Annotated in this window: 31 protein-coding genes; 15 read left to right on the forward strand and 16 right to left on the reverse strand. The window is 40.1% G+C overall.

The window, feature by feature from the left end:
- Both IEX12_RS02930 and IEX12_RS02935 read left to right on the forward strand, forming a co-directional pair.
- On the forward strand, nucleotides 1–870 hold the full coding sequence (locus IEX12_RS02930; RefSeq protein WP_188724626.1) for a 5'-3' exonuclease: 870 nt from the start codon (nucleotides 1–3) through the stop codon (nucleotides 868–870).
- A gap of 135 nt (nucleotides 871–1,005) precedes the next feature.
- Nucleotides 1,006–1,638, forward strand: coding sequence for a DUF421 domain-containing protein (locus IEX12_RS02935; protein ID WP_188724627.1), 633 nt, complete (start codon nucleotides 1,006–1,008; stop codon nucleotides 1,636–1,638).
- A 143-nt stretch (nucleotides 1,639–1,781) separates the two neighbouring features.
- On the opposite strand, the gene IEX12_RS02940 is transcribed toward IEX12_RS02935, so the two are convergent.
- The 5 genes from IEX12_RS02940 to IEX12_RS02960 all read right to left on the reverse strand — a co-directional run bounded on the left by IEX12_RS02940 (nucleotide 1,782) and on the right by IEX12_RS02960 (nucleotide 5,853).
- On the reverse strand, nucleotides 1,782–2,582 hold the full coding sequence (locus tag IEX12_RS02940; RefSeq protein WP_188724628.1) for a cytochrome c oxidase assembly protein: 801 nt from the start codon (nucleotides 2,580–2,582) through the stop codon (nucleotides 1,782–1,784).
- Nucleotides 2,572–3,090, reverse strand: coding sequence for a DUF2243 domain-containing protein (locus tag IEX12_RS02945; protein ID WP_088050321.1), 519 nt, complete (start codon nucleotides 3,088–3,090; stop codon nucleotides 2,572–2,574). Before IEX12_RS02945 ends, IEX12_RS02940 begins: the two co-directional genes overlap by 11 nt.
- Nucleotides 3,091–3,387: 297 nt before the next feature.
- Complete coding sequence (locus IEX12_RS02950) at nucleotides 3,388–4,521, reverse strand: zinc-dependent alcohol dehydrogenase (protein ID WP_188724629.1); 1,134 nt, start codon at nucleotides 4,519–4,521, stop codon at nucleotides 3,388–3,390.
- Between the two features lie 82 nt (nucleotides 4,522–4,603).
- Nucleotides 4,604–5,473 carry a COX15/CtaA family protein gene (locus IEX12_RS02955; RefSeq protein WP_188724630.1) on the reverse strand — a complete coding sequence of 290 codons (870 nt, stop codon included), beginning with the start codon at nucleotides 5,471–5,473 and terminating at the stop codon, nucleotides 4,604–4,606.
- 188 nt (nucleotides 5,474–5,661) lie between these two features.
- On the reverse strand, nucleotides 5,662–5,853 hold the full coding sequence (locus tag IEX12_RS02960) for a hypothetical protein (RefSeq protein WP_088050324.1): 192 nt from the start codon (nucleotides 5,851–5,853) through the stop codon (nucleotides 5,662–5,664).
- A gap of 46 nt (nucleotides 5,854–5,899) precedes the next feature.
- Between IEX12_RS02960 and IEX12_RS02965 the strand changes: the two genes are divergently transcribed.
- From IEX12_RS02965 to IEX12_RS02975, 3 genes are all read left to right on the forward strand, one after another.
- Complete coding sequence (locus tag IEX12_RS02965) at nucleotides 5,900–6,079, forward strand: DUF1657 domain-containing protein (protein WP_088050325.1); 180 nt, start codon at nucleotides 5,900–5,902, stop codon at nucleotides 6,077–6,079.
- Between the two features lie 206 nt (nucleotides 6,080–6,285).
- Nucleotides 6,286–7,233 (forward strand): helix-turn-helix transcriptional regulator, encoded by a 948-nt coding sequence (locus IEX12_RS02970; RefSeq protein WP_088050326.1) that lies wholly within the window; start codon nucleotides 6,286–6,288, stop codon nucleotides 7,231–7,233.
- An 87-nt stretch (nucleotides 7,234–7,320) separates the two neighbouring features.
- A complete protein-coding gene (locus tag IEX12_RS02975) occupies nucleotides 7,321–7,818 on the forward strand; it encodes a DinB family protein (protein WP_235000393.1) in 498 nt (165 codons plus the stop codon).
- Between the two features lie 148 nt (nucleotides 7,819–7,966).
- Here the strand turns inward: IEX12_RS02975 and IEX12_RS02980 are convergent, their stop codons facing one another.
- Nucleotides 7,967–8,521: a spore coat protein gene (locus tag IEX12_RS02980; RefSeq protein WP_088050328.1), complete on the reverse strand. Its 555-nt coding sequence runs from the start codon at nucleotides 8,519–8,521 to the stop codon at nucleotides 7,967–7,969.
- 95 nt (nucleotides 8,522–8,616) lie between these two features.
- Entirely contained in the window at nucleotides 8,617–8,793 is a 177-nt protein-coding gene (locus IEX12_RS02985) for a hypothetical protein (RefSeq protein ID WP_188724631.1), read from the reverse strand.
- Between the two features lie 317 nt (nucleotides 8,794–9,110).
- Between IEX12_RS02985 and dsdA the strand changes: the two genes are divergently transcribed.
- The gene (gene dsdA, locus IEX12_RS02990) at nucleotides 9,111–10,442 is read left to right on the forward strand and encodes a D-serine ammonia-lyase (RefSeq protein ID WP_088050329.1); all 1,332 of its coding nucleotides are present in this window, start codon (nucleotides 9,111–9,113) and stop codon (nucleotides 10,440–10,442) included.
- Between the two features lie 79 nt (nucleotides 10,443–10,521).
- On the opposite strand, the gene IEX12_RS02995 is transcribed toward dsdA, so the two are convergent.
- Together IEX12_RS02995 and IEX12_RS03000 are read right to left on the reverse strand one after the other, a co-directional pair.
- Complete coding sequence (locus IEX12_RS02995; protein WP_188724632.1) at nucleotides 10,522–10,683, reverse strand: hypothetical protein; 162 nt, start codon at nucleotides 10,681–10,683, stop codon at nucleotides 10,522–10,524.
- A gap of 221 nt (nucleotides 10,684–10,904) precedes the next feature.
- A complete protein-coding gene (locus IEX12_RS03000; protein ID WP_088050330.1) occupies nucleotides 10,905–11,648 on the reverse strand; it encodes a hypothetical protein in 744 nt (247 codons plus the stop codon).
- A 168-nt stretch (nucleotides 11,649–11,816) separates the two neighbouring features.
- Here IEX12_RS03000 and IEX12_RS03005 point away from each other — a divergent pair, with 168 nt between their 5' ends.
- A complete protein-coding gene (locus tag IEX12_RS03005; protein WP_088050331.1) occupies nucleotides 11,817–12,515 on the forward strand; it encodes a DUF421 domain-containing protein in 699 nt (232 codons plus the stop codon).
- Nucleotides 12,516–12,608: 93 nt separating this feature from the next.
- On the opposite strand, the gene IEX12_RS03010 is transcribed toward IEX12_RS03005, so the two are convergent.
- Nucleotides 12,609–12,902: a phospholipase gene (locus tag IEX12_RS03010; RefSeq protein WP_308777255.1), complete on the reverse strand. Its 294-nt coding sequence runs from the start codon at nucleotides 12,900–12,902 to the stop codon at nucleotides 12,609–12,611.
- A gap of 189 nt (nucleotides 12,903–13,091) precedes the next feature.
- Here IEX12_RS03010 and IEX12_RS03015 point away from each other — a divergent pair, with 189 nt between their 5' ends.
- Nucleotides 13,092–13,706, forward strand: a complete 615-nt coding sequence (locus tag IEX12_RS03015) for a YitT family protein (RefSeq protein ID WP_102415209.1) — start codon at nucleotides 13,092–13,094, stop codon at nucleotides 13,704–13,706.
- 2 nt (nucleotides 13,707–13,708) lie between these two features.
- On the opposite strand, the gene IEX12_RS03020 is transcribed toward IEX12_RS03015, so the two are convergent.
- Nucleotides 13,709–14,926 (reverse strand): MFS transporter, encoded by a 1,218-nt coding sequence (locus IEX12_RS03020; protein ID WP_230856021.1) that lies wholly within the window; start codon nucleotides 14,924–14,926, stop codon nucleotides 13,709–13,711.
- A 171-nt stretch (nucleotides 14,927–15,097) separates the two neighbouring features.
- On the reverse strand, nucleotides 15,098–15,598 hold the full coding sequence (locus tag IEX12_RS03025) for a DUF3231 family protein (protein WP_088050335.1): 501 nt from the start codon (nucleotides 15,596–15,598) through the stop codon (nucleotides 15,098–15,100).
- Between the two features lie 148 nt (nucleotides 15,599–15,746).
- On the opposite strand from IEX12_RS03025, the gene IEX12_RS03030 reads away from it, so the two are divergent.
- Genes IEX12_RS03030 through IEX12_RS03040 form a run of 3 tightly spaced genes read left to right on the forward strand, consistent with a single transcriptional unit; the run spans nucleotide 15,747 to nucleotide 18,276 of the window.
- Entirely contained in the window at nucleotides 15,747–16,712 is a 966-nt protein-coding gene (locus IEX12_RS03030) for an aliphatic sulfonate ABC transporter substrate-binding protein (protein WP_088050336.1), read from the forward strand.
- 12 nt (nucleotides 16,713–16,724) lie between these two features.
- A complete protein-coding gene (locus tag IEX12_RS03035) occupies nucleotides 16,725–17,495 on the forward strand; it encodes an ABC transporter permease subunit (RefSeq protein ID WP_088050337.1) in 771 nt (256 codons plus the stop codon).
- 25 nt (nucleotides 17,496–17,520) lie between these two features.
- Complete coding sequence (locus IEX12_RS03040) at nucleotides 17,521–18,276, forward strand: ATP-binding cassette domain-containing protein (RefSeq protein ID WP_088050338.1); 756 nt, start codon at nucleotides 17,521–17,523, stop codon at nucleotides 18,274–18,276.
- A gap of 35 nt (nucleotides 18,277–18,311) precedes the next feature.
- Here IEX12_RS03040 and IEX12_RS03045 read toward each other — a convergent pair whose 3' ends face one another.
- Nucleotides 18,312–18,587 carry a YqhV family protein gene (locus tag IEX12_RS03045; protein ID WP_088050339.1) on the reverse strand — a complete coding sequence of 92 codons (276 nt, stop codon included), beginning with the start codon at nucleotides 18,585–18,587 and terminating at the stop codon, nucleotides 18,312–18,314.
- A gap of 216 nt (nucleotides 18,588–18,803) precedes the next feature.
- On the opposite strand from IEX12_RS03045, the gene IEX12_RS03050 reads away from it, so the two are divergent.
- Nucleotides 18,804–19,202, forward strand: a complete 399-nt coding sequence (locus IEX12_RS03050; RefSeq protein ID WP_088050340.1) for a VOC family protein — start codon at nucleotides 18,804–18,806, stop codon at nucleotides 19,200–19,202.
- A gap of 178 nt (nucleotides 19,203–19,380) precedes the next feature.
- Complete coding sequence (locus IEX12_RS03055) at nucleotides 19,381–19,533, forward strand: hypothetical protein (RefSeq protein WP_155554331.1); 153 nt, start codon at nucleotides 19,381–19,383, stop codon at nucleotides 19,531–19,533.
- Between the two features lie 105 nt (nucleotides 19,534–19,638).
- Here IEX12_RS03055 and IEX12_RS03060 read toward each other — a convergent pair whose 3' ends face one another.
- The 3 genes from IEX12_RS03060 to IEX12_RS03065 form a co-directional block, all read right to left on the reverse strand.
- Nucleotides 19,639–19,827, reverse strand: coding sequence for a hypothetical protein (locus IEX12_RS03060; RefSeq protein ID WP_088050341.1), 189 nt, complete (start codon nucleotides 19,825–19,827; stop codon nucleotides 19,639–19,641).
- A gap of 330 nt (nucleotides 19,828–20,157) precedes the next feature.
- Nucleotides 20,158–20,286: a hypothetical protein gene (locus IEX12_RS23240; protein WP_268811313.1), complete on the reverse strand. Its 129-nt coding sequence runs from the start codon at nucleotides 20,284–20,286 to the stop codon at nucleotides 20,158–20,160.
- 16 nt (nucleotides 20,287–20,302) lie between these two features.
- A complete protein-coding gene (locus tag IEX12_RS03065) occupies nucleotides 20,303–21,010 on the reverse strand; it encodes a phosphoadenylyl-sulfate reductase (protein WP_088050342.1) in 708 nt (235 codons plus the stop codon).
- A 433-nt stretch (nucleotides 21,011–21,443) separates the two neighbouring features.
- Here IEX12_RS03065 and IEX12_RS03070 point away from each other — a divergent pair, with 433 nt between their 5' ends.
- Both IEX12_RS03070 and IEX12_RS03075 read left to right on the forward strand, forming a co-directional pair.
- Nucleotides 21,444–22,139, forward strand: coding sequence for a 2-phosphosulfolactate phosphatase (locus IEX12_RS03070; RefSeq protein ID WP_088050343.1), 696 nt, complete (start codon nucleotides 21,444–21,446; stop codon nucleotides 22,137–22,139).
- Entirely contained in the window at nucleotides 22,136–22,927 is a 792-nt protein-coding gene (locus tag IEX12_RS03075) for a phosphosulfolactate synthase (protein ID WP_088050344.1), read from the forward strand. The genes IEX12_RS03070 and IEX12_RS03075 overlap by 4 nt, the downstream gene beginning before the upstream one ends.
- The last annotated feature ends 33 nt before the right edge of the window (nucleotides 22,928–22,960 follow it).

Genomic DNA, 22,960 nt, shown 5'->3' on the forward strand with positions numbered 1-22,960 from the left:
ATGGTAAAGACAAATAAAATATTACTTGTCGATGGCATGGCACTATTATTTAGAGGTTATTATGCAACAGCATTCCGTGGAAACTTTATGAAGACAAGCAAAGGGGTACCGACAAACGGTATTTATCAATTTTTACGATATTTTCTTGACGCAGTTGAGAAATTTGCCCCAACGCACGTGATTTGCTGCTGGGATATGGGAAGAAAAACATTTCGTACGGATTTATTTGCGGGCTACAAGGCAAATCGGGGCGAGCCGCCGGAAGAATTAATCCCGCAATTTGATCTGATCAAGGAAGTGGTTGCGGCGTTTGATATGCCGAATGTTGGCATAGAGAATTTTGAAGCAGATGATTGTATTGGCACGTTGGCTCAGCACTTTAACCATGAACATGATGTGATTATTTTAACTGGTGATCAGGATATCCTGCAGCTGGTTGATAAGGGAATAAGTGTGGCGATCATGAAAAAAGGACAAGGTAATTATGATTTATTCACAGTGGGAAACTTTTATGAAAAACGCGGGATTGCACCGAAACAGGTCATTGAGTTAAAAGGGTTAATGGGTGATACATCGGATAATTATCCAGGTGTTAAAGGTATCGGTGAAAAAACGGCATTAAAACTGATTCAGGAATATGACTCGATTGATAATATGTTAGCCAATATTGATCAATTGCCAAAAGGTGTGCGCAACAAAATTGAAGCTAATCTTGATATGCTGCATTTATCAAAGGAGCTGGCAAAAATAAAGTGCGACGTTCCAGTAAGCTGCCCATTGGATACAGCACTTTGGCAATACGATAAAGCCAAAATTAACAATAAGTTTCTTGAACTGGAATTTAAGCATTTAACAAAATTAATTGGATAGCAAGCAAAAGCGGGTCATACGTTGTTGACCTGCTTTTTTATGTAGAATAAATAAGTATGAGACAGGCAACCTAAAAAAGGAAAGAACGCAATTTATTTTAAGGAATCTAAATTTCTGGAGGGAGGAACAATCATAGTGGATTTCAATTGGATTTGGCAGGCGGCATTAATTGTAATTGTCGGTACATTTTTGTTAAGAATAGCTGGAAAAAAAACGATTTCCCAGATGACATTGGCACAAGCGGTGCTCATGGTGTCAATCGGAACATTACTTATCCAGCCAGTAACAAGCAAAAATGTTTGGGTTACCTTTACAGTTGGCGCTGTACTTGTTTTGACACTGCTTGTAATGGAGTATGGACAATTAAAATTCGATAGTCTAGAAAAACTGATTACAGGTAAATCAAAAATATTGATCGAAAATGGAACATTAAACGAGAAAGCGTTGGCAAAGGTAAGAATGACGGTAGATCAACTGGAAATGAAATTGAGACAGAAGAACGTAATGAAGATCAGTGATGTGGAATGGGCAACACTGGAACCAAATGGGCAAGTCGGTTTCAGCTTAAAACAAGAAGCCCAGCCGGCAACAAAAAAGGAAATTCGTGAGTTACAGCAATCGGTTGAATCTTTAATGACCAATCAGGTGCGATTGGAGCAGCTAACCCAGCAGTTAACTAAGATGAACCAGCAATTTAATCAAGAAAATATTTTTGCAGAAGTTAAAAACAACGAGCATCAGCAGACTCCCCCGGAGCATTTGCAATAAGTCTTTCCTATCTCACGTACTTTCAGATAACAATCTAACGGGCAGCTGGTATCAAGCCAGTTGCTTACTTTACCTATGGGGTTTCTATTGGAAATAAATTGAGACTGCTTAAGCTGATCTAGTGGCTCCCTTTTATAATAAGGTTAAACTCGCGTACTCATCGCCAATGGTGGCCGTGGTCGGGTTGCTCTGAACCATTGTAGACAAAGTATGGTAATAAGAATAATGTCAATGGCGTCTCCACCATAGTACATTAGCATTCCACCACTTTCCGCCTGGGCCGTAGATACGCCATTAGGTGGTTCGGCATAAATGTGCTTGGACAAGATACTGTGCCCCGCTAAGGCAATCACGAGGACAACAGAACGGTAAATAAAGCTAAATCGGTGAGGGATCGGGTCAATATAGATCATGGATACTGTAAAAAGATAACCAGCTAAGAATACGTGTAAGTGTACCACCAGATGTAAAAAGATGTTTTGTTGCATCAATATGTACAGGTCCGTTGTATAGAGGATCCAAAGCCCTCCAATATTGAGGATAGATGCAATGATGGGATGATTAAGAATACGTACCGGATAACTTTTTAACAGGCGTGAAAGACGGCGTGCTGCAGGTACTTTAAGTGTTCGCAGGAGAAGTGTCATAGGTGCAGCAAGTGCTAATAGGAGCGGTGCCAGCATTCCCAAGAGTAAATGGCCGATCATGTGCGCCTTGAAATCCACGTGTGCATGATTAGCTAAGGGGCCAACCACGGAAACGGCAGCGCAAAGAAGACCGATAACCCAGAAGACGTAGCGGTGTAACGGCCATTTTCTCAGGCGATTCCGATTGCTGGATGCAATGGCGGTTCCTATGTAAATAACTAACATGACGATAAAAAGTATTGCTATAATAAGATCAAAGAGAAGTCCATTACTGTGATAATCATGATTATTGTTCATTTGGATTATCCCTTTTCACTTGTTTTAGCTCGCGTCTTGTACGAACAATAAGCAAGATGCCGATAATAATCAGTAAAACAGCCAAGGTATTCCATACCATATCATAGATAAGAACATTTTTTACATAACGAATCTGGTGGATCCGCATTAGCTTATGTTGGATTGTCCCGTCGTATAACTGGAACGTACCTGCTCCAACAAGCACGCTTCCCCACCACCTGGCGAGCCATAAAGCGTTTCGCCTGCGAAGATCCGCGAACATAAACAATCCCCCGATAGTTGCAAACCAGCTAAAAGCATGGAACAGGCCATCTGAAATCAGCCCAATATCGGTCGTGGACTTATCGTAAAAATGATGCCATCGCAGTAATTGATGAAAAACAGTCTCATCGATAAAAGCGGCAATACCTAGGCCGAACAGGAAACCTGACAGCAGATTACGACTTGAGTAATTAGATTGATTGCTATCATTTGATTTTTTTGGGGGATTATTCCTTACGTCAACCATATGTTCTCCCTGGTTCCTATCATACTATGTGATCACAGTTTTTATAACAGTTTAACCTAAGCCAAAATGATTATACATCAGCTTCTTTAAGAGATGTTCAAAAAGTTTCCGAATAATAAGTGTCGGGACTCCAGGAATCTTCTGCTCAAACCGCCCACGTTAACTGCCAACAGCAGAAGTCAGCACGTTCTTGCAAGCCCGGTAATCGGGAGCTACGACGCCTCGATCTTTAAGATCCAATTCGGTGACTTTTGATCATGGACTTGTAGGTGGGCGGTAATAATGAAAATCATTTGCTTATGGCTTTAAAATCACCTTTATACATTCATCTTCCCGGTTATTAAAAATCTTGTAACCGTGTGACGCATCGTTTAAATCAAGTTTATGTGTAATGATCCTGGTAGGGTCGATTTTTCCGTCAACAATCATTCCATACAAACTTTTCATATAACTTCTGGCAGGTGCTTGGCCCATTTTTAGCGTAACATTTCTGGAGAAAAAAGGGCCCAATGGGAACATATTGTAAAGACCACCATATACTCCCGTTATTTGAAATGTCCCATATTTTTTAACTGCTTTAGTCGCAATTTGAATCGCACCCAACGTGCCCCCTTGTAATTTGAGTTTCTGTTCCACAAATTCCAGTGGCGACTTTTTGCCGTCCATTCCGACACAATCGATTACGACATCAGCACCACCTTTCGTTATTTCTTTCAGCGTTTCTCCCATGTCCTTATCTTTCGTAAAGTTAAAGATCTCTGTGTTATTCATTTTTTTGGAAAACGCAAGCCGGTAATCAAAATAGTCAACAGCAATTACGCGTTCTGCTCCTTTAAGCCAGGCAAATTGCTGTGCCATTAAGCCTATCGGTCCGCATCCCAGGACGATTACAGTGTCACCTTGTTTCACCCCCGCATGCTCGATACTCCAATAGGCAGTTGGCAGTACGTCAGATAAAAACAATAGTTGTTCATCATCCAATTCTGAGTCTGGTGGCACAAGAAATGGTGTATAATTTGCAAATGGTACACGCAGGTATTCCGCCTGGCCGCCGGGATAATCGCCAAATTTCTCGGAATAGCCAAAATAGCCTCCGGAGTCGTAATGAGGGTTGGCGTTATCACATTGACTTTCCTGATGGTGATTGCAATAGTGGCACTTGCCACAGGCAACCGTAAACGGGATGATAACACGATCACCTTTTTTCACTTTTGTCACTTCGGATCCTACTTCTTCGACTATACCCATTGGTTCATGGCCAATAATGTAGCCAATAGGCAGTGGAAAATTGCCTTTGTAAAGATGTAAATCGGATCCGCAAATAGCAGTAGATGTTATTTTAACAATGACATCCTGGGGATCTTGAATTGTTGGATCATCAACTTTTTTCACTGTGATTGATTCTTTACCTTGGTATGTGACTGCTTTCATCGCTGTATGCCTCCAAGCTATTTCATTTATACTTGTACTTATAATCAGCTTAAGAAGTAAACTTATACCTTCGTTTAAGAAATTAACGATCAAGATTATGAGGATAAGATAAACTAATTCTGGCTTCTATAATGATGGCAAATAGCAAAGCAGCCAATGCTATATGTAATACTGCGAATGAAACGGAAATGAATGAAAGTATGGTGATGACCCCTACAATAATTTGCAGGATTATGATAAATAAAGCAAGAACCATTCTTGATTTTAAAATCTTTATATTTTTAGTTACTACTATGTAAGTTATAACTAAAATGTAACATACCGAAATGAATGCTGATAAGCGGTGGATGGTTTGCAAAAGTTCGGGAAGTGATCCGGGTAATATGGAATCTCCGCATGAAAGCCATCCACAAGCCAAGCCGTAATGCTGATGTTTTACATATGCTCCAATCCCCATCGTAAAAAATAATAAAAGTATGAGGATGTTCAAATGCTTTTTATATCCTTGTAGTGTTTCTATTTCAGAAAACCCATTACCTTCTTCATTTCTCCAATACCAGATCAAAAGACTTAAGAAAACCATTGCAATCAATAAATGGGTAGAAATAATTAAAGATGGCAGATGATAAAAGACAATGATTGCACCCATGATCAACTGTAAGGAAAGTAATAACAGCATCCAGTTGGCAATTTTCTTTTCAAGTTCATGTTTAGCCGTTTTTTTAATCGTGCCATACAACACAACTGCAAGAATAAATAATAATGCCCCAATAACCCGATGTCCAAATTCGATCAGTGTATCGCCTTGCAATATGGGAATAACTTTTCCGTTACATAGCGGCCAATCAGGACCACATCCCATTCCCGATTCAGATGAAGCGACATAACCTCCGAAAACAATTAAAATATATGTGAGAATTGCCACAGTAAAAGCCAATGTTCTCTTTACCAAATACAACACCCTTCCCATTTTTAAGTTAATACCATCAGTGTAGCAAATAGTAAAATAAATCAATGTGTTCTGTATCACTTAAACGGAAAGATGTTGAAAAGGTAGAAGTACATAATATGTGTTCGGTTGGAAAAGTTTATATTTATTATAAACTAGGTCTGGCGGCAGTAAAATATTAACATCACTAATTACCTATCTGCTTTTAGTTCATTCCATCTTTTTTTCACTTTATTCCATGTTTTCTTGGATTTTTCTTTGTCCATTATAATGAGTGATTTTTCCAGTTCATCTACATGGCTGTTTAGTTTGTTCACCTTTTTCTGATCGTAGCGGTAACTGATTACATACAGATAATCATCAATATTTTTAGTCTCATCCAATGCTTTATCCCACGATTTTTCATTCGTGTGTGTTATCCCCCTTTGAATGCTTTCAAGCTGTGAAAGTACCTTGGCAAATTTACACAGTTTTGCTTTAGAGACACAAGACCAAAATGCGAAACAAATGTATCAAAATATTGCCCAGCAGCAACAGGTTATCCTTGATAATTTAAAAACACGATTACAGTACATGCAAACAGAGGAACCACAATATAAACAAAGTTAAATTCAAGCTTTCTATTAACAACTACGCATGGCTGTCCCATGGGAAATTAAAAGGTCGGTATCCTACATTGAAGGAAATCGACCTTTATTTAATGGTTGTTTAAAGTTTTTTAAGAGAAAACATTAGGGATTTATGGAACAAATTATCTTTTTGAACTATACTTAGACAAAATAGTATTACAAAAGTAAAGGGTTGAAAGTGCTGAAATGTCGAAAACACAACGCTTAATTGAATTAATGATGACCGTGAATACCAAACGGCGATTCACGGCAAAAGAGTTGGCGGCGGAATTTGGTGTTTCTTATCGTACCATGCTCCGTGACCTGGACGAATTGAGTACGTTCGGTGTTCCGCTTTACTCCGAAGTCGGTGCTGACGGTGGTTATTATGTGTTAAACGATCGGATGCTTCCGCCGGTATTTTTAAAGGAATCGGAAGCAGTTACTCTGTTTTTTGCTTATCAGTCCTTGCAATTTTTTGGATCTCTTCCTTTTGCAACGGAAACCGGTTTTGTTTTAAAAAAGTTTTATCAATATTTACCTGAAGACGCAAAATCCCGCATCGACGCTATGAAAGACCGGATCGTCTTCTGGAATCCTAACCGTGCTCAGCCAGCAGAACATCTGGAATTGATTTTAGAATCCGCAATTGATCAATCAGCGCTGTTGATCGATTATGACGGTCGAGATGGTATCACGGAAAGAACCATTCAACCGATTGGTCTGTATAGCTACAACGGGTTTTGGTACTGTCCCGCGTTTTGCTTTCGGCACCATGCCGTTCGCTTATTTCGTGCTGACCGAATAAAAAACGCCGTGCGAACGAAGGCGGAAACGTTACAGAACTTGCCTTATAAATCCGTTATTGACTGGCTTCGATTATCCGAAAAGGGGTGCCCCGATCCAGTTCCTTTTGTTATAGAGCTCACACGAGAAGGTGTCCGGCGTGCACTATCGGATATTGATTTGGAACATATTGTAAAAATACGCAAGAACGGGACAGGATGGATTGATACGGAAATTCCGAAGTCGGAGCTTACTTATTTTGTCGATCTTATTTGGAATTTCGGTATCGAAGCGTCCATAAAGGAACCTCCCGAGGCCGTTTCGTACATAAAACAAAAATTGGAAACCCTAACGAAACACTACAGCTGATCTTTTTATTAAAAATTTTTCCCGAATGATGACACGATTTGTCACTATTCGATGTTATATTCAATAGGAAATCAAATAAGGGAAGGAATGATCGTAGTGAACGCTGTAAGCATATTAAGAAATGAACTGTTAGAAGAGCTTGAAGTCGGCATCCGCTCCATGGCCGGTTTGCTGCAAAAGGTAAAAGCAGATGATTGGGATTATCGCCCCGCGGAAAACATGCGCAATCTTAAGGAGCTTGCAAACCACATTGTTTCCATACCAGAGGTGGATCTTAATCTTTGGCAAGAAAAAGATCAACAAACGATTCAAGACCTGGAAACGAGGTATGAAAAATTGGGATCATCGGAAACGATGATTGCTGCGATGAAGGAGGGCTTTTCCACCTTTAAAACATTCATGCTATCACTGTCTGATCAAGACCTTTTAACAAAGAAAACAAAACCATTTTATCTCGATGAAGGAGCCACTCAAGCGCATTGGCTTGTTGAAGAGGTTTCCCATTTTTTCCATCATCGAGGACAATTTTTTAATTATTTAAAGCAACTTGGCTACGACGTTAATATGTTCGATCTTTACGTGTAAGAGGATGGTCGAACAAAAGGAATGTAGTGTTAAATGTCTTGAATGCATCAACTTGATTTTTAGTGCAACAAAGGGAAAGTCAAATTGGGCACGCAGTTTATATGAGCGGGCAGCCACAAAAGTGGGTGCCCTGCTTCTTTTCAGAAGGTTATTGCTGTACCGGCTGATACATGGAAGCAACTGTTTCAATGGCATTTTGTGGAGCAGGCATAAGTGGATAATAACCTTTTTTCGTCATATATTGCCACATTTCATATGCATGGTGACTACTATTTAAGAAGGCATTTTCCAAAAACGCTCGTAAATCCGGATTTGCACACTCAACAGCCGATGCGGCATAATTTTTCGCACTTCCCTTTTGATTAATTAAATAGGCGGTCGCGATTTCCCGGTCGTTGTGCTGCTGGACGACCGTTCTCGGGGTAGCAGAGGCAAATTCGTTCACGGGTGCCTGTGTAAAGGAATCTAACATCGGTTTTAGATCTGCTGGTTTGAATTTTGTAATATCCGGCGTCGTTTGACTTTGGACAAATTCAACCTTTAAATTATAATCCTGCACATGAAGAGGGAAATGCCTTTGTAATAGCTCCTTCAACTCCGGATCCTGTGCCTGATTAATAAAGCCGGCCATACAATTGACAGTATTGTAACAGCCCGTAATAAGTTCACTTAAATCATTTAATTCATGGGACGCTAATTGCATGATTAATGTCCTCCTTTTTACTAATTCGTAAAGAAAACCTGCATCACGAACGGGTGATTCGTTATACAGGTTTCCATAGGAGAAAAACTAACTACCTATTTACGGTTATTTCGTCGGTCGTTATTGCGTTGTCTGTTATTATCGTCAAAGTCTCTCTCATCAAGGAACTCATTTTCATTCGCAAATTCAACATTATTTATATCCTGATTGCGATTGTTATCATTGTTACGGTTCTTTTGACGATCGCGATTGTTATTGTCACGGTTGTTCATTGGAGACCCTCCTGATTTTTTATGTGGTGAGATGTTTTATCTCACATAGGTAATTTGTCCCCTTTTGTAAAATTAACTCTTGATCTTTTTGGTAAAAATCTATTAAAATTTTCCTTTTATCACGTCAGGTTATTTTTAAAAATATGGTATATGTTAACATTAATAATAACAAATGCCCGATCGAACGCACAAAAATCCCGATCGAATGTGCAAAAGCCCCGATCGAGTGCACAAAATCCCGATCGAATGTGCAAAAGACCCGATCGAACTCGCAAAAATCCCGATCGATTGCATTTGAACAGAAAGGTTGAAATATAATGGCATTTACAGAGCAGGAGCTACAGTACTGGAAAAATCATTATCCTTTATTACATGATATTACCGCTTTACATCCAGTTTTTTGGTTAAACCCACAAATAAAACAGGTTCAGAATTTACCATCGTTAGCTGTGAATAAAACTGACATAGAAGAAGCGGAGCAGTTGTGGAGGCGCTTTATCCCCTTTTTGCAACAGGCGTTTCCGGAAACAAATGGTATAATCGAATCACCATTACGTGAAATCTCTTCCATGAAGGAAAAGCTTACCAATGATTTCGCTTTGCCTTTTGCAGGTGAACTATATCTGAAGTGCGATAATCAGCTGCCAATTGCTGGCTCGATTAAAGCTAGAGGTGGTATTTACGAGGTATTACAGCATGCGGAAAAATCGGCATTGGATGCAGGTCTTGTTACGAAAGAAACGAATTATGCGGTGTTTGCCAGTGAAAAATTAAAATCGTTCTTTCAAAAATATTCCATTGGTGTTGGCTCAACCGGAAATTTGGGATTGAGTATCGGGATAATCAGTGCAAAATTGGGGTTTCATGTATCTGTTTATATGTCCCGGGAGGCAAAGCAATGGAAAAAAGACTTGCTTCGGGAAAAAGGTGCAACGGTACTGGAATTTCCCGGTGATTTTAGTGAGGCAATTAGTAAAGGCCGACAAAAAACACAAGAAAATCCACTTGGATATTTTGTTGATGATGAGGATTCCAAACATCTGTTTTTAGGATATAGTGTAGCCGCACTGCATTTACAAAAACAGCTGGATGAAAAACAAATCAAAGTAGATCATGAACATCCGTTATTTGTTTATTTACCATGTGGTGTAGGTGGGTCACCAGGTGGTATTACCTTCGGGTTGAAACAAGTATTTGGTGATCATGTTCACTGTTTTTTTGTTGAACCAACCCATTCTCCATCTGTATTAATTGGGCTCTTAACAGGTGAGAAAGAAAAAGTATCAGTTCAGGACTTTGGAATTGACAACCGAACAGCTGCTGACGGATTAGCGGTTGGCAGGCCTTCCCGCTTTGCTACCTCGATAAGCGAACATTTAATAAGTGGTATTTATACGATAGAGGATGACGAATTGTATAAATTACTATTTACGCTTGCTGCCAGTGAGGACATTTACGTAGAACCGTCAGCCGCCGCAGGGCTGCCGGGTCCTGGTAAAATAGCACAAACAACATACATGGAAAAACATAACCTGAACGCTGAACAAGCAACCCACATTGCGTGGGCAACAGGCGGTGCGCTTGTACCGGAAACAGACCGGAAGCAGTTTTATGAGAAAGGGAGAGATCTTATGGAGAGTAGCCGATAGTTGGTTAATGAGTAATTTCCGTTCCGCAATTAGTATTTTTCCTTTTCAAAAAGCCTCAGGGTATCCCTGGGGCAAATGGTTATGCAGCCTTATTTCCGTCATCTTTGTCGTCATTGCCAATAACAGGATATGTCTGTTTCATTTCCCAATAGTGAATTTGCGGGAGTCCCCAAAAGATCCAATAATCATGGACGAGTGTCACTCCGGTAAAAAAAATCATATGCCAGTCAAGATACTTCATTAGCCAATCTCCTTTCCTTTATAACGCGTACTCAAAAAAATCGAGGTCGAGTAGAACACCACGTCCTGCTCGCCCCAACCCAACGAAGGGAATCGCCGCTTATCGTGATGTTGAACAGCATCTTATATTAGTTATATTAGAAAATTAACTTGTCTCAGAACTGTTTCCCCCATGTATTAAAAGATTTGGATGATTCACAGATGCTAAAAGTTCTGTTCACGTTAGCTAAAATAAACAGCTAATTTCTTTCTCATCCGCTCTTTATTTAGTGCAAATTGTCGGTGACGGTGGCCATTTGCACCTGATGGATGGGGAAATCCGGTAAGCAAGTATGTATCATCGAAAAGGCTTTTTGCAGCAAGATGGGACAAAACCTTTGCAACTGTTACACCCAATGGAATGATTACTGGCTTTTTAAGGCGGGCTGCATCGTTCACAAAACATTCCATCACATAGCGGCTGAGTATGTTATTCGCAAGCAAGTCAGGGGTGGAACCAGTATAATTTTTGTTCTTATAAAAGACAGGGTAAGGGATCAGCCCAGTTGTATGAAGCAAATGATTTGCATCACCAAACAATTCTGCCGCAGATGCTAATCCCAAATAATCAGGCAAACTTAATTCGTCAAGCATTTGAATCAAATTTTTCCGCATCGTGCCTTGATAACTTGAGGCAAGTTTCGCTTGATGAAGTATCGTTTCATTATTCAATCCCTCGACTTTCAGCTGTATCGCTTTCGTGTAAGCCTTTTGCATTTGATGAAAACCCGGTGTAATACCAACAATCAGGATGGCAGCATCATCATTTATATATTCAACCGGTGCGTAATATATTGACAGCTTCGCATCAGGAGATTGCTCCAGTAAAAATTTTTTCGCAACGATTTCTTCTTTTTGTAAAGGTAAGGTCAATGAAAAAACGGCATTCTTGTATAGTGAAAATTTTGCATAACTTGTTATTCCCATGATGTTCTCCTATTTTGACAAATTTTCTCCCATTAGACTTAACTATACCATAATTTCCGGACTGTTTATGATCCCAGCTGCTTACAGGTTGTTCACCTTTTAACAGATTACCGCTTAATAAAAATGGTTATGATCATAGTAGCTAGAAATGTTAGGAGTTGTAAACAAATGAACATTGGTTATTTAACCCTTGAATTAGTTGTAGGATTTGCTCTATTGTTTATTCTTATTAAGATCCTTGGTAAAAAAATTATTAATCAAATTACACCGTTTATGTTTATAGGTTCGATTGTCTTGGGTGAACTGTTGGGAAATGCGTTATACGATCAAAAAATAGGTGTTGGTTACATCATTTTTTCCATGACATTGTGGGCATTGTTGTTGTTCGTGGTAGAAGCATTAGGACAGAAATATTTAAAGATGAGAAAGCTATTTGAAGGGAAACCATCTGTATTAATTCGGAATGGGGTTATCAATCGGGATCAGTTAAAGAAAAACAAGATGAATCTTAATCAGCTTCAAAGTCTTCTGCGCCAGTCCGAGACTTTTTCAATACGTGAAGTGGCATACTGTTATCTGGAAGCTAACGGTTCGATCAGCATATTAAAAAAATCACCAAAACAAAAAGCTCAGCAACAGGATTTGAATCTTCCGGAAAAGCCTGTACATATTCCCATCACACTTATACGTGACGGGGAATTGTTACGAGATGAATTAAAAGAGTTTGGCCGGAACGAGGAATGGTTGAAATTGCAGCTTCAAGCACAAGGAATAAATCATTATCAAGATGTTTTTATTGCCGAATGGCTGGAAGGGGAGGGGTTGTTTGTGCAGTCGATTGAGCAGGTGTCAAATCAATCTACGTAATGTTTAGATTTGTCATACAACAAAAGGTTTGAACACTAACGGTTTAAACAAGCGAGGACACTTGTTAAATGTTCCCGCTTCGCATTACCATATTTAACACGTAAAAAGCGATTGCAGCCTCATGTACCGATAGAGGGTTCGGGCATGGCGTCCTTCTGGTGTATGAGGGTTTATCAGTGGACGCAGGCGATAAAGAAATTCTTGATCACATCCGCATGACGGGCCATATTTCCGGTAGCACAAATCATGCGCTTTACAAGCTGCGTCAACAGCGTTTACCGGTGCTCCCGGACCACTGCAGCCCGGTCCGCACCAATTGTAACCTGGAAACAAGCAAAACCGCGGACGAAATCCCCTATTTCTCCTTTCCACTAGCATGATTACCATCTCCTCCTCTTGTATACAAATCAATTGGAATACTCTTTATTATCATATGTCTGGGTAAAATCCATGGTTTGTTTATATACCCCAAATACGAAAACTTCCCAATCATTTTTCCCGGACTGGCTGAATAAGTATAGGAGGAAGAGTTGTCCACACCACAATCGAAACCTGTTCCTGATAAGGAGGAACCCCATGAAACAATTCATGATAAAAAATGCACTGGTATTAACAGGCGGAGCCATGCAAGGACTGGGGATGGGTCTGTTTTTATTTCCTAATTCGATACCATCAGGTGGGGCTGGCGGAATTGCCATCCTGCTGAACTACTGGTTTGGCATTAGTGACGGATTGGCACTTTGGATTGTCAATTTTTCCATGCTTCTCCTCGGTGTAAATTATTTTGGCAAACGATTCGTATTGTGGACAATTGTCGGTATCACGATGACATCTGTTTCGATCGAGTTTTTCGAGCAAAGTGTTTCCGTCCCAGATCGAAACCTGATGGTCGACCTGATACTTGGTTCTGTTTTCCTGGGAACCGGAATCGGGATGCTGATGCGCCAGGAGGTCTCCAATGGTGGAGTGGGAGTAGTTGCCCTGATTATTGCCTCTGGACGGGAGATCCTGCCTGGAAAGCCGCTATTTTATATCAATTGTCTTGTTTTTCTTATTACCGCAATGATTATTGACTGGAAAATAATTTTACTCGCTTTTGCCAGTCAATGGATTTCGACAAAATTAGTGGATTATGTGTGTAATTTGACGTTTCATCAAGCTTATACACTTGGCTGGAGAAAGAAACCATAACATTACATATAGTCGTAACGAAAGACAGTATTTTTGTTTTCCTTTCCATCTTTACCCTTTACATGAAGCAATGTGAGCACAAGCAAACCAACAAGCAGTGTGAACACTGCGATCGATAGGAACATGCCGGTTCTTGACCAGTCCATTAAACGGGAAAAGATCGGGGGACCTAGCGCGACACCGAGAAAGCGGACAGACCCATACAATGATGTGACAAATCCCCGGCGTTCTTTCCCAACAGCACCGGTAATAATACTGTTCACACATGGCAGAATAAGTCCTGCCCCAACACTGCTGATTGCAAGTACGAGCAGAAATGGGGTTAGTTTTTCCAGAAATACTAGTGATCCATAGGAAATCGTCATCAGGCAAAAGCCGATAACGGACAATTTCTTCATTCGTTCTAGGTTCTTGCCGATTCTATTTCCGGTAATATAAGATGTAGTTACCATAACAAGTAATGGAATTGCCAGGATAAGACCTTTCATAAAGCCGTCAATTTTATATACCTTTTCCAGAACATCCGATAAATAGAACAGGATCCCAAACAAGGTAAATAAACATGTTCCACCTGCAAGATATGTAGTGAAAATCCATCTTCCTTCATGCTTAAACACACTTAATAAACCCCGGACATATTTAGGGAAGGGTGGGGGTGCCTGCCGATTGCTCTTTTCTTTAATAAAAATCCATACAAGTAAAGCGGAAATCAAGCTTATTACCGGAAACACAAAAAAGACGGAAAACCATGTAATCAGGGCAAAGAGCGACCCAAGAACAGGGGATAAAACTTTTCCAAGTCCATTGGATGCTTCGAAAATTCCGAGTACACGGCTTTGTTCGCTCCCTTTAAATAAATCCCCTGTCAAGGCCATTGCGATTGGTGCTGTACCTGCTGCACCAATTCCTTGTATCGTCCTGCCAATCAGAATCCACATATAAGAATTTGCAAAAAAAGCAGCGCCAACTCCAGCAAGTAATCCGCCCAGTCCAAACAGAACGAGGGAAGGAACAATAATAATTTTTCGTGAAAACCGATCGGAAAGATACCCGATAATCGGAATAAGAATAGCTGCTGCGATCGAAAAAACGGTAATAGTCAAACTAACTTGCATTTGCGAAAGCTTTAAGGAAGCTTTCATTTCCGGGAGCATTGGTATTAACATCGAATTGCCCAACGTCATAATAAGTGGGATAGACCCGATGGCTATGATGGTCATGCCCTTATTTTTGGATTGCACTTTTTCGCCAACTCCTTGACATATAGATTTATCCCATCTAAGGCAGGCAGTAAACCCCCACATCAAGATTCAAAAAACATAAATGAGGGATGAACTGCCCGTAATCTGTTCGTTCAACGAACATTTAGCAGGGGAAAATAAAGCTACCCTTTATTTTAAATTGATTGGTGGAGAAACGATCCAGCCTTTTTCCTTGGTAATCCCCATAAGTTTCACTTCATATTCCTCTTTTTGGGTATGGAATTCGCCGAACATGGTCCTGATGTCTTCCCGAAAAGAAATCCCCATGATGTAGCTGCATAATATTTTTCCTGTTGTCAATTCTTTTTGCACAAGGCCAGCAATTTCCGGATCATTAAATCGAGCTCCTGCCGGGATATCCTGTACTTCTACATTGGGACGGTCTGGAGGGGCAGGCGGCAAGCGAATCCCAGTTTCCTTTATGATTGCTTCAACCTGCTGCTCCTCCTGGGTAAAGCCGCTTTCTACAAGATCCTCGAGAAACACCTTTAAATCATGATCACCTGTATGATTAATTAAAACCTGCATTGTCACCAGAACAGCCTTTGATCCGTATAGATATGACCATAGATGAAAAACTTCTCCAGAATGAAGCGGCTCCTCCTGTGGATTACCGTTTAATTTGCTCATTACATTACCCCCTCTATTTTTGTAAATTTAGTTTTCCTAAAAAGGAAAAAATTATCCCGTATCGAATTTATCCGGGACAGGAACCAGCGAATGATTTATACATAGGCTAAAAACAGATATAAATTAAAAAAGGATGAGGTTAAGGGATATGAGAAAGAAGATTTCATTGCTGCTAATTGGCTTATTATGTATGACTGCTGTTACAGGCTGTAGCATGAGTGATGATGCTTCTGCTAATACAGAACAAGATCATGTTATTCGCATTGGTTACCAAAAGAATGGCCCCCTTATCATTCTGAAATCACTTGGAACACTTGAAGAGCGGCTGGATTCGCTTGGATACACGGTGGAATGGAAAGAATTTCAGGCTGGTCCAGCTTTGGTTGAAGCATTAAATGCAGGAAGTATCGATTTTGGCAGAACTGGGAATTCTCCAGTAATTTTTGCTCAGGCGGCAGGTACACCGTTTGTAATTGTTGCTGCTGGAAAATCGAAATTTGCAGGAAGCGGCATCCTGGTTCCAAAGGATTCAGATATTAAAACCGTTGCCGACTTAAAAAATAAAACGGTAAGCTTTGCGAAAGGATCCAGCTCCCATTATTTAATTGCGAAGGCTTTGGAAAATTCAAGTTTACAGTACACAGATATAACGCCAGCCTTTTTAACTCCGGGAGATGCACGAATTGCGTTTGAGCAAGGAGATGTAGATGCCATGGTAGTTTGGGATCCATATACTGCCTCAACGGAACTTTTTTCCAATGCATCCCTGCTTGTTAATGGGGAAGGGATTACAACCGACCGGGATTTTTTTATTACGAATGACCAATTTGCTGAAAATCATGCGGATCTGATCGATGTTGTTATGGAAGAAATAAAAAACTCGTCTGATTGGTCGAACAACAATCATGAGGAATTAGTTGCGATGCTAGCTCCGATTTTAAATATTGAAGAAGAGGCGATCAAAAAAGCGGTCGAGCGACGCATCTATGGTGTTGATCCGATTAGTGAAGAAATCATCCAGGAGCAACAGGAAATTGCCGATACGTTTTATCGTTTGAACATTATTCCGAAAAAAATAAACGTAGCGGATGTCATGCAAGAACAATCGAAGTAAAGAAGGAGGATCATGCTTGTGAGACCCAAAGGAAAGGAAGCGGCTGTGAAAATCATCCCATGGTGTATTCCGCTGGTGTTACTATCGGGATGGCAACTTCTTTCATGGGCAGGAGCCCTTCCAGAAAGGATTTTACCAGCTCCGACAAAGGTATTTCAAGCTGCTATTGGGCTGGTATCAACAGGGGAATTATTCAGCCACGTCTCGATCAGTCTTACGAGAGCACTGGCCGGATTTCTCATTGGCGGGATTATCGGCTTTTTATTTGGTTTATTTAACGGTGTATTTCGATTTGCTGACCTCGTTTTTGATACCTCTATCCAAATGCTCAGAAACATACCGCATTTGGCATTAATCCCACTTGTCATCCTATGGTTTGGAATAGATGAAACATCGAAAATATTTTTAGTGGCTTTAGGGGTATTATTTCCAGTGTATATCAATACCTATCATGGTATTAAATCAGTTGACAAAAGTTTAATCGAAATGGGGAGGGCATATGGACTGAAAGGGGGAGCACTATTTTTCAACGTTATTCTCCCCGGGGCAATGTCCTCCATCCTCGTAGGGATTCGTTTTTCGCTGGGGGTCATGTGGTTAACATTGATTGTAGCGGAAACGATTTCAGCGCATTCCGGAATCGGGTATATGGCTATGAATGCCAGAGAATTTATGCAGATGGATGTCATTGTGCTTAGTATTGTACTATATGCCTTGTTCGGGAAATTATCGGATGTTATCGCCAGATATTTGGAACGGAGGTTACTTCAGTGGAATATGTAATGGCTGGTAAAGGAGATGGAGACAAGTGAAAGTAATTCCGGAACAAAAAGAACATGTACTGCTTAAAGATGTTCAGAAGGGTTACGGCGATCGAACTGTTTTAAATGGATTGGAACTTTCTATTCATAAAGGAGAATTTGTTGCCATTGTCGGGAAAAGCGGATGCGGCAAAAGTACATTGCTCCGATTAATTGCAGGTCTGGAAAGACTGAATGAAGGGGTAATCCGAATTAATGATAAGCCGCTGACACAATTAAATGAACATGCGCGAATCATGTTTCAGGATGGCCGCTTGCTGCCTTGGAAGCGGGTTATTGATAATGTTTGTATCGGCCTGGCAAAGGATGCAAAAGCAAAGGCAAAAATAGCTTTAAGGCAAGTCGGGCTTGAAGATCGGATGAAGGAATATCCGGCGAAACTATCTGGCGGACAAAAACAGCGGGTAGCACTGGCAAGGGCATTGGTTCATGATCCATCACTCCTGCTGCTTGATGAACCACTAGGTGCACTTGATGCACTTACCCGGATCGAAATGCAGGACCTGATTGCATCATTATGGCAAAAAAATAAGTTTACTTCCATTCTCGTAACACATGATGTGGAAGAAGCAGTCGCAATGGCAGATCGGGTTATCTTAATTGAAAACGGAAAGGTCAGTCTCAATCAGGTAATTAATTTACCAAGGCCGCGGCAGCGCACCCACCCAGCATTTTCCATGTATTTGGAAGAAATTCTGGGGCGAATAATGGATCGCCAGCAGAAGAAAAATTTCGTTATGTAGGTAAAGATTGATTTTTTTCACTCGATTAGAAACGATTAGTTGCTTTTTACACCGTAGAGAATGAAACCAACACCGATAATAATCCAAAAAAACTTTCCAAATGATAGCTTGTCGGCAATGCCAAATATGCCAATCGCAGTCGTAATTACCAAAATTAAAGGCCCGATCAAGGCAAGTGAAGTATTAATAATTAGCGCTTTTTCGACTTCATTAAAGCGGATCATCAGATAGGCGGCAAATATTTCGATACATCCTGATAATATCCGTAAAAGCGCCATGCCAATAATTGCTTTTTCCAATATGGTAAACATCTTTTTCCTCCTGTATTGTACTTCATTCATTATATGCACTACTTGTACACATAAGGACGGGAATTGGGAAAAAGATTTATATATTTTTTGACACGAAGCAAAACCGCTCGTATAAGGTTTAGCGAAAAAACAGCCGAATAACAGCCTGCAAAGGTGGAATTATGTAATTGCTGTTATCCAAGTATTTACAACTCAGTTAAAGCGGGAGGAATTAATATGAGAGAAACAAATAAAGTGTTTCATTTGGCGATACCATGTAAGGAGTTAGATGAGACAGTAGAATTTTATGAAAAGTTGGGGTGCAAGCTTGCAAGGAGGTATGCTGATCGCGTAACCTTTGATTTTTTCGGTGACCAGGTGGTATGTCATCTAAGTCCGAATCATGTAGACGAAAATCCGAAAATGTACCCGCGCCACTTTGGTATTACGTTTTTAGCCAAGGAAGAGTACGACAAGGCGTTGCAAATGGCAATTAAGGAAGACCTGCCCTTTTTTAAGGAGCCAATGGTACGGTTTGCAGGCAGACAGGAGGAACATCTGACCTTCTTTTTGCTTGATCCGGCAAATAATTTGTTGGAATTTAAGTATTATCATGATGCTAGCATGGCTTATTAAAGATGTTTAACAAGCTGCCAAATGAGAAGCGGTGAACTCTGGAGATGGCTTGCCGTGACTTTTTGAAAACACAGACCTTTTTAGCATAGAGGGTATAGTTGTTAGCCTTTCCGTTTGAAATGAGAAATTCTGGGTAAATTATACGTGCAATTAGTTTAACAAGAAAGGAATTTATCACATGATAAGGAATCGAAAAAGTAATCGGAACCAGGAAATGAAGTATGATAAAAGAGCTGAGGGACAACAGAATAGAGACGCAAACAATCACGAGGAAGATAGGATTGATTCGGAAAAATTGCGCTATAAAAATGCAGATGAGATATATGAATAGAGGTATAAAGGTACAATAAGGCAAACAAAAAGGATCATAATAAAAAATAGTGTCCATAAGAAATGGGAACAGGTGAATAGTAGAAATCCTGTTCCCTTTTTAGGATTAATTAATTATCAGTTTCAAAGTTGTAATCCGTTTGCCATTTGTTTCAAGTACATTGTCACCGAGAAGAATGGCGCCTAGCGCGACAAACCCGCCAACGAGGTTTCCCTGGTCAATCGTATTAGCCCTGCAGAAAACGTCTCCAAAAAGCCGGTTATGATGCCTAATAGACCCATAAACTTCAACCATTTACCTTTCAATCACTTCTTGTCGATAATTTAGATTACTTTATTTACGGAAAATGCCAGTAAAAGGGAAAGTAAGGGAAAGAGTAACCAATACATAATAATTACGGTCAATGTCTCAACAACAGTACATTAAAAGCAATACCGGCCCTAACCGTAACCAAAGGAATACCACTTAGATTGGCGATAAAAAGAGATATGGAGGCCGAAGTAAGGATGATGAGGTGCGACATGAATGGAGATAACATTCCCAGGGACAATCCCCGACCCCCAGTGTTTTTACAACCCTCTCCACCTCCCAGGATTGCACCGAAAAAGACGTCTACCTCACAAACTAGTAACGCAATTTTTGTTTGTTTATTGCACCAGTTCCATAGGCAATTCCCATGTATGCTACGGCACCGCTTGCACCAATATTGATAGCAAAAAAGGAAGCAACGATAAATAAAAGTATTGTTATCACTCAAAACAGCCCCTACTTATTGGTGCAGCCCACACTCGCTTTTTTGGAAGTTTGCCCATCTGCCCGATCGTGCGTCTCTTCCATCCTTAACTGGAAGTGTACACATTTCACAGCCGATACTTGGATAATTGTTGTCATGCAATTTATTGTAAGGGAGGTTATTTAATTTGATATATTCCCAAACATCATCCCATTTCCAATGAATTAACGGGCAAATTTTTATGCTTTTGAATCGATCATCCTTGTTAATATACGCTATATTCCTTCTGCCAATTGACTGCTCCCGTCTTAACCCGGAAATCCAGGCATCTACACGGGATAGCTCCCGCGCCAGTGGTTGAATTTTTCTGATATGACAGCATAGATTTGGATGACGCTCCCACAGTTTGTTACCATATTCAGCTGCCTGCTCCTCCACAGTCAACGACGGTTTAACCATTTTTATGTTAAGGTTGGGATATTTTTGTTTCACTTCTTCGATGAGGGAATAGGTTTCGGGAAAATGTAAACCTGTATCCAAAAAGACTATCGTTGCGCAGGGGTTAACCTTGGCAATCAGATCAATTAAAACAATTCCTTCTGCTCCAAAGCTGCAAGAATACAAGATTTTATCCTCATATACTTGAAAGGCCCACTTAATCACGTCCATGAAATCTTTTAAACGTGCGTTGAGCTTCGCTTGAACCTGGTCGTTCCAGTTATCATACGTTAATTTTTCCTCCATTTTTTACCACCTAACATTTAACTAACAATGAGATTCTTTCGTAATAATCCATTGCGTGGGTATCTGCCTGAAATAAATGTATTCAAATGGATCAAGGTTTGTTAAAGATAAAACGCCTATTTTGTTTAAAGTTACGTGTTCAAAAAGTCACTGAATGGTCGAGACGGCGTTGCTCCCGGAACTGGGCTTGAACAGGACGTACTGAATTTTGCTGTTGGTAATTGTCGTGGGACAGTTTTTAGCAGAAGATCCTCCGCTGCTAACGAAGAGATTCGCCGGTTAGTCATTTGGTGATTTTTTGAACATCCTCTTAAAGACTGGATTTAGAAATAATTGTAACGACTATATAATAGGCGAATATACTTAGTGTATGTGGTTCGGATAATTACACGAAATTTGTATCCAATTTTTTAGAGGTTAGTGGGGAAAACGAATGCAGATTATCATTTACCAAGGTAATGCGGCACCCCCTAAAGCTGCTGATATTACGATTGTTATTGATGTTATTCGTGCATTTACGGTAGCACATTATGCTTTTTTACAAGGGGTGCATTGTATTTTTCTTGCAGATTCAATAGAACAGGCGTTACAAATAAAAAAGGAAAATCCTGACTTCCTGCTGGCGGGGGAGGTAGATGGTTTAGCTATCGAAGGATTCGATTTGGATAACTCGCCATCTCATATTAAACAACTAAATCTTACAGGAAAAACACTTGTACAAAAGACAACGAATGGGGTACGGGCTGCTTTAAATTGTTTGGCATCCAAGCATGTCTTTGTTACCGGATTTTCAAATGCCAAACAAACGGCAGCTTTTATTAGAGAAAAAATGGCAGCCGTAAACGGGAAAATGATTCATATTATTGCCTCCCATCCGAGCGGGGACGATGATCTTGCTTGTGCAGAGTATATCAAAAGTATGCTGGAAGGTAGTTCAAATTTAATTTCAGCCCAGGAGGTAAAAGAAAGAATCAAACATTCCCATGTAGCAGAAAAATTTTTTGACGAAGAAAATCCGGTATTTTTACGTGAAGATATTAATAATTGTTTAAAAGAGATCAATACGGACTTCGTTATGAAGATGAATACGACTAGCGAAATTCCAAAGATTGAGAGGGTTAATGTATGACGGAATCGGGATTAATACTACCAACAAGGGAAGCAAAACCAAGAGAAAAAGGGTTAACGGTTATCATTGATAATGGAGTTCCCTTGAATTTGTTCAGGGATACCATTCGTAGCTCGGGTGAGTATATTGATTTTGTAAAGTTTGGTTGGGGTACATCCGTTGTGACCCATTTTTTGGAACGGAAAATAGCCTGTTTGCAGGATCATGGAATAGAATTCTTTTTTGGTGGTACGTTATTCGAAAAGTTTCTGAGTCAGGATAAGGTTGAATCGTTTTACAACTATTGCAAAACGTTTAACTGCAGTCATGTAGAAATTTCCAATGGTACAGTCGCTATATCCAACCGTGACAAAACCAGGTTCATCAAGGATTTTGCAGATGAATTTACGGTCTTTAGCGAAGTTGGTCATAAAGATTCTTTCATGGCTAATAATCAGGATTCCACTGAATGGATTGAAAGTATTTATGAGGATATAGAGGCTGGTGCATCAAAAGTCATCACTGAAGCGAGAGAAAGCGGAACAAGTGGAATATGTCGGGAGAATGGCGATATTCGAATTGATATTTTTGAACAAATTGCTGACTCGGGTATTCCATTAGAAAGACTAATCTTTGAAGCACCAAATAAAAAGATGCAAACTTTTTTTATTAAACATGTAGGGGCGAATGTCAACCTGGCCAATATTGCTTTATTAGACGTAATCTCACTGGAGACCTTACGTCTGGGATTACGTTCTGATACGTTTAACCAGTTTAGAAATCTGTTCTTTGTTAACAAGGAGGAATAGGGGAATAGGTAACACTGCAATAGATCGCTCAAA

It is taken from the genome of Lentibacillus populi (assembly GCA_014642895.1).
Taxonomy (GTDB): domain Bacteria; phylum Bacillota; class Bacilli; order Bacillales; family Amphibacillaceae; genus Lentibacillus_C; species Lentibacillus_C populi.

Bases quoted from the DNA above. Each gene is read 5' to 3' on its own strand.
- IEX12_RS02980 (WP_088050328.1), bottom strand. From the start codon at position 8,521: ATGCAATTAGCGTCCCATGAATTAAATGATTTAAGTGAACTTATTACG.
- IEX12_RS03010 (WP_308777255.1), bottom strand. From the start codon at position 12,902: ATGGTAATCATGCTAGTGGAAAGGAGAAATAGGGGATTTCGTCCGCGG.
- IEX12_RS03075 (WP_088050344.1), top strand. From the start codon at position 22,136: ATGACGGAATCGGGATTAATACTACCAACAAGGGAAGCAAAACCAAGA.
- IEX12_RS03070 (WP_088050343.1), top strand. From the start codon at position 21,444: ATGCAGATTATCATTTACCAAGGTAATGCGGCACCCCCTAAAGCTGCT.
- IEX12_RS03005 (WP_088050331.1), top strand. From the start codon at position 11,817: ATGAACATTGGTTATTTAACCCTTGAATTAGTTGTAGGATTTGCTCTA.
- IEX12_RS02975 (WP_235000393.1), top strand. From the start codon at position 7,321: ATGATCGTAGTGAACGCTGTAAGCATATTAAGAAATGAACTGTTAGAA.
- IEX12_RS02950 (WP_188724629.1), bottom strand. From the start codon at position 4,521: ATGAAAGCAGTCACATACCAAGGTAAAGAATCAATCACAGTGAAAAAA.
- IEX12_RS02970 (WP_088050326.1), top strand. From the start codon at position 6,286: ATGTCGAAAACACAACGCTTAATTGAATTAATGATGACCGTGAATACC.
- IEX12_RS03000 (WP_088050330.1), bottom strand. From the start codon at position 11,648: ATGGGAATAACAAGTTATGCAAAATTTTCACTATACAAGAATGCCGTT.
- IEX12_RS03030 (WP_088050336.1), top strand. From the start codon at position 15,747: ATGAGAAAGAAGATTTCATTGCTGCTAATTGGCTTATTATGTATGACT.
- IEX12_RS02930 (WP_188724626.1), top strand. From the start codon at position 1: ATGGTAAAGACAAATAAAATATTACTTGTCGATGGCATGGCACTATTA.
- IEX12_RS03025 (WP_088050335.1), bottom strand. From the start codon at position 15,598: ATGAGCAAATTAAACGGTAATCCACAGGAGGAGCCGCTTCATTCTGGA.
- IEX12_RS03015 (WP_102415209.1), top strand. From the start codon at position 13,092: ATGAAACAATTCATGATAAAAAATGCACTGGTATTAACAGGCGGAGCC.
- IEX12_RS03055 (WP_155554331.1), top strand. From the start codon at position 19,381: ATGATAAGGAATCGAAAAAGTAATCGGAACCAGGAAATGAAGTATGAT.
- IEX12_RS02985 (WP_188724631.1), bottom strand. From the start codon at position 8,793: ATGAACAACCGTGACAATAACAATCGCGATCGTCAAAAGAACCGTAAC.
- dsdA (WP_088050329.1), top strand. From the start codon at position 9,111: ATGGCATTTACAGAGCAGGAGCTACAGTACTGGAAAAATCATTATCCT.
- IEX12_RS02940 (WP_188724628.1), bottom strand. From the start codon at position 2,582: ATGAACAATAATCATGATTATCACAGTAATGGACTTCTCTTTGATCTT.
- IEX12_RS03050 (WP_088050340.1), top strand. From the start codon at position 18,804: ATGAGAGAAACAAATAAAGTGTTTCATTTGGCGATACCATGTAAGGAG.
- IEX12_RS03060 (WP_088050341.1), bottom strand. From the start codon at position 19,827: ATGGTTGAAGTTTATGGGTCTATTAGGCATCATAACCGGCTTTTTGGA.
- IEX12_RS02965 (WP_088050325.1), top strand. From the start codon at position 5,900: ATGCTTTCAAGCTGTGAAAGTACCTTGGCAAATTTACACAGTTTTGCT.
- IEX12_RS02995 (WP_188724632.1), bottom strand. From the start codon at position 10,683: ATGAAGTATCTTGACTGGCATATGATTTTTTTTACCGGAGTGACACTC.
- IEX12_RS03065 (WP_088050342.1), bottom strand. From the start codon at position 21,010: ATGGAGGAAAAATTAACGTATGATAACTGGAACGACCAGGTTCAAGCG.
- IEX12_RS02945 (WP_088050321.1), bottom strand. From the start codon at position 3,090: ATGGTTGACGTAAGGAATAATCCCCCAAAAAAATCAAATGATAGCAAT.
- IEX12_RS03035 (WP_088050337.1), top strand. From the start codon at position 16,725: ATGCTTGTGAGACCCAAAGGAAAGGAAGCGGCTGTGAAAATCATCCCA.
- IEX12_RS03045 (WP_088050339.1), bottom strand. From the start codon at position 18,587: ATGTTTACCATATTGGAAAAAGCAATTATTGGCATGGCGCTTTTACGG.
- IEX12_RS03020 (WP_230856021.1), bottom strand. From the start codon at position 14,926: ATGACCATCATAGCCATCGGGTCTATCCCACTTATTATGACGTTGGGC.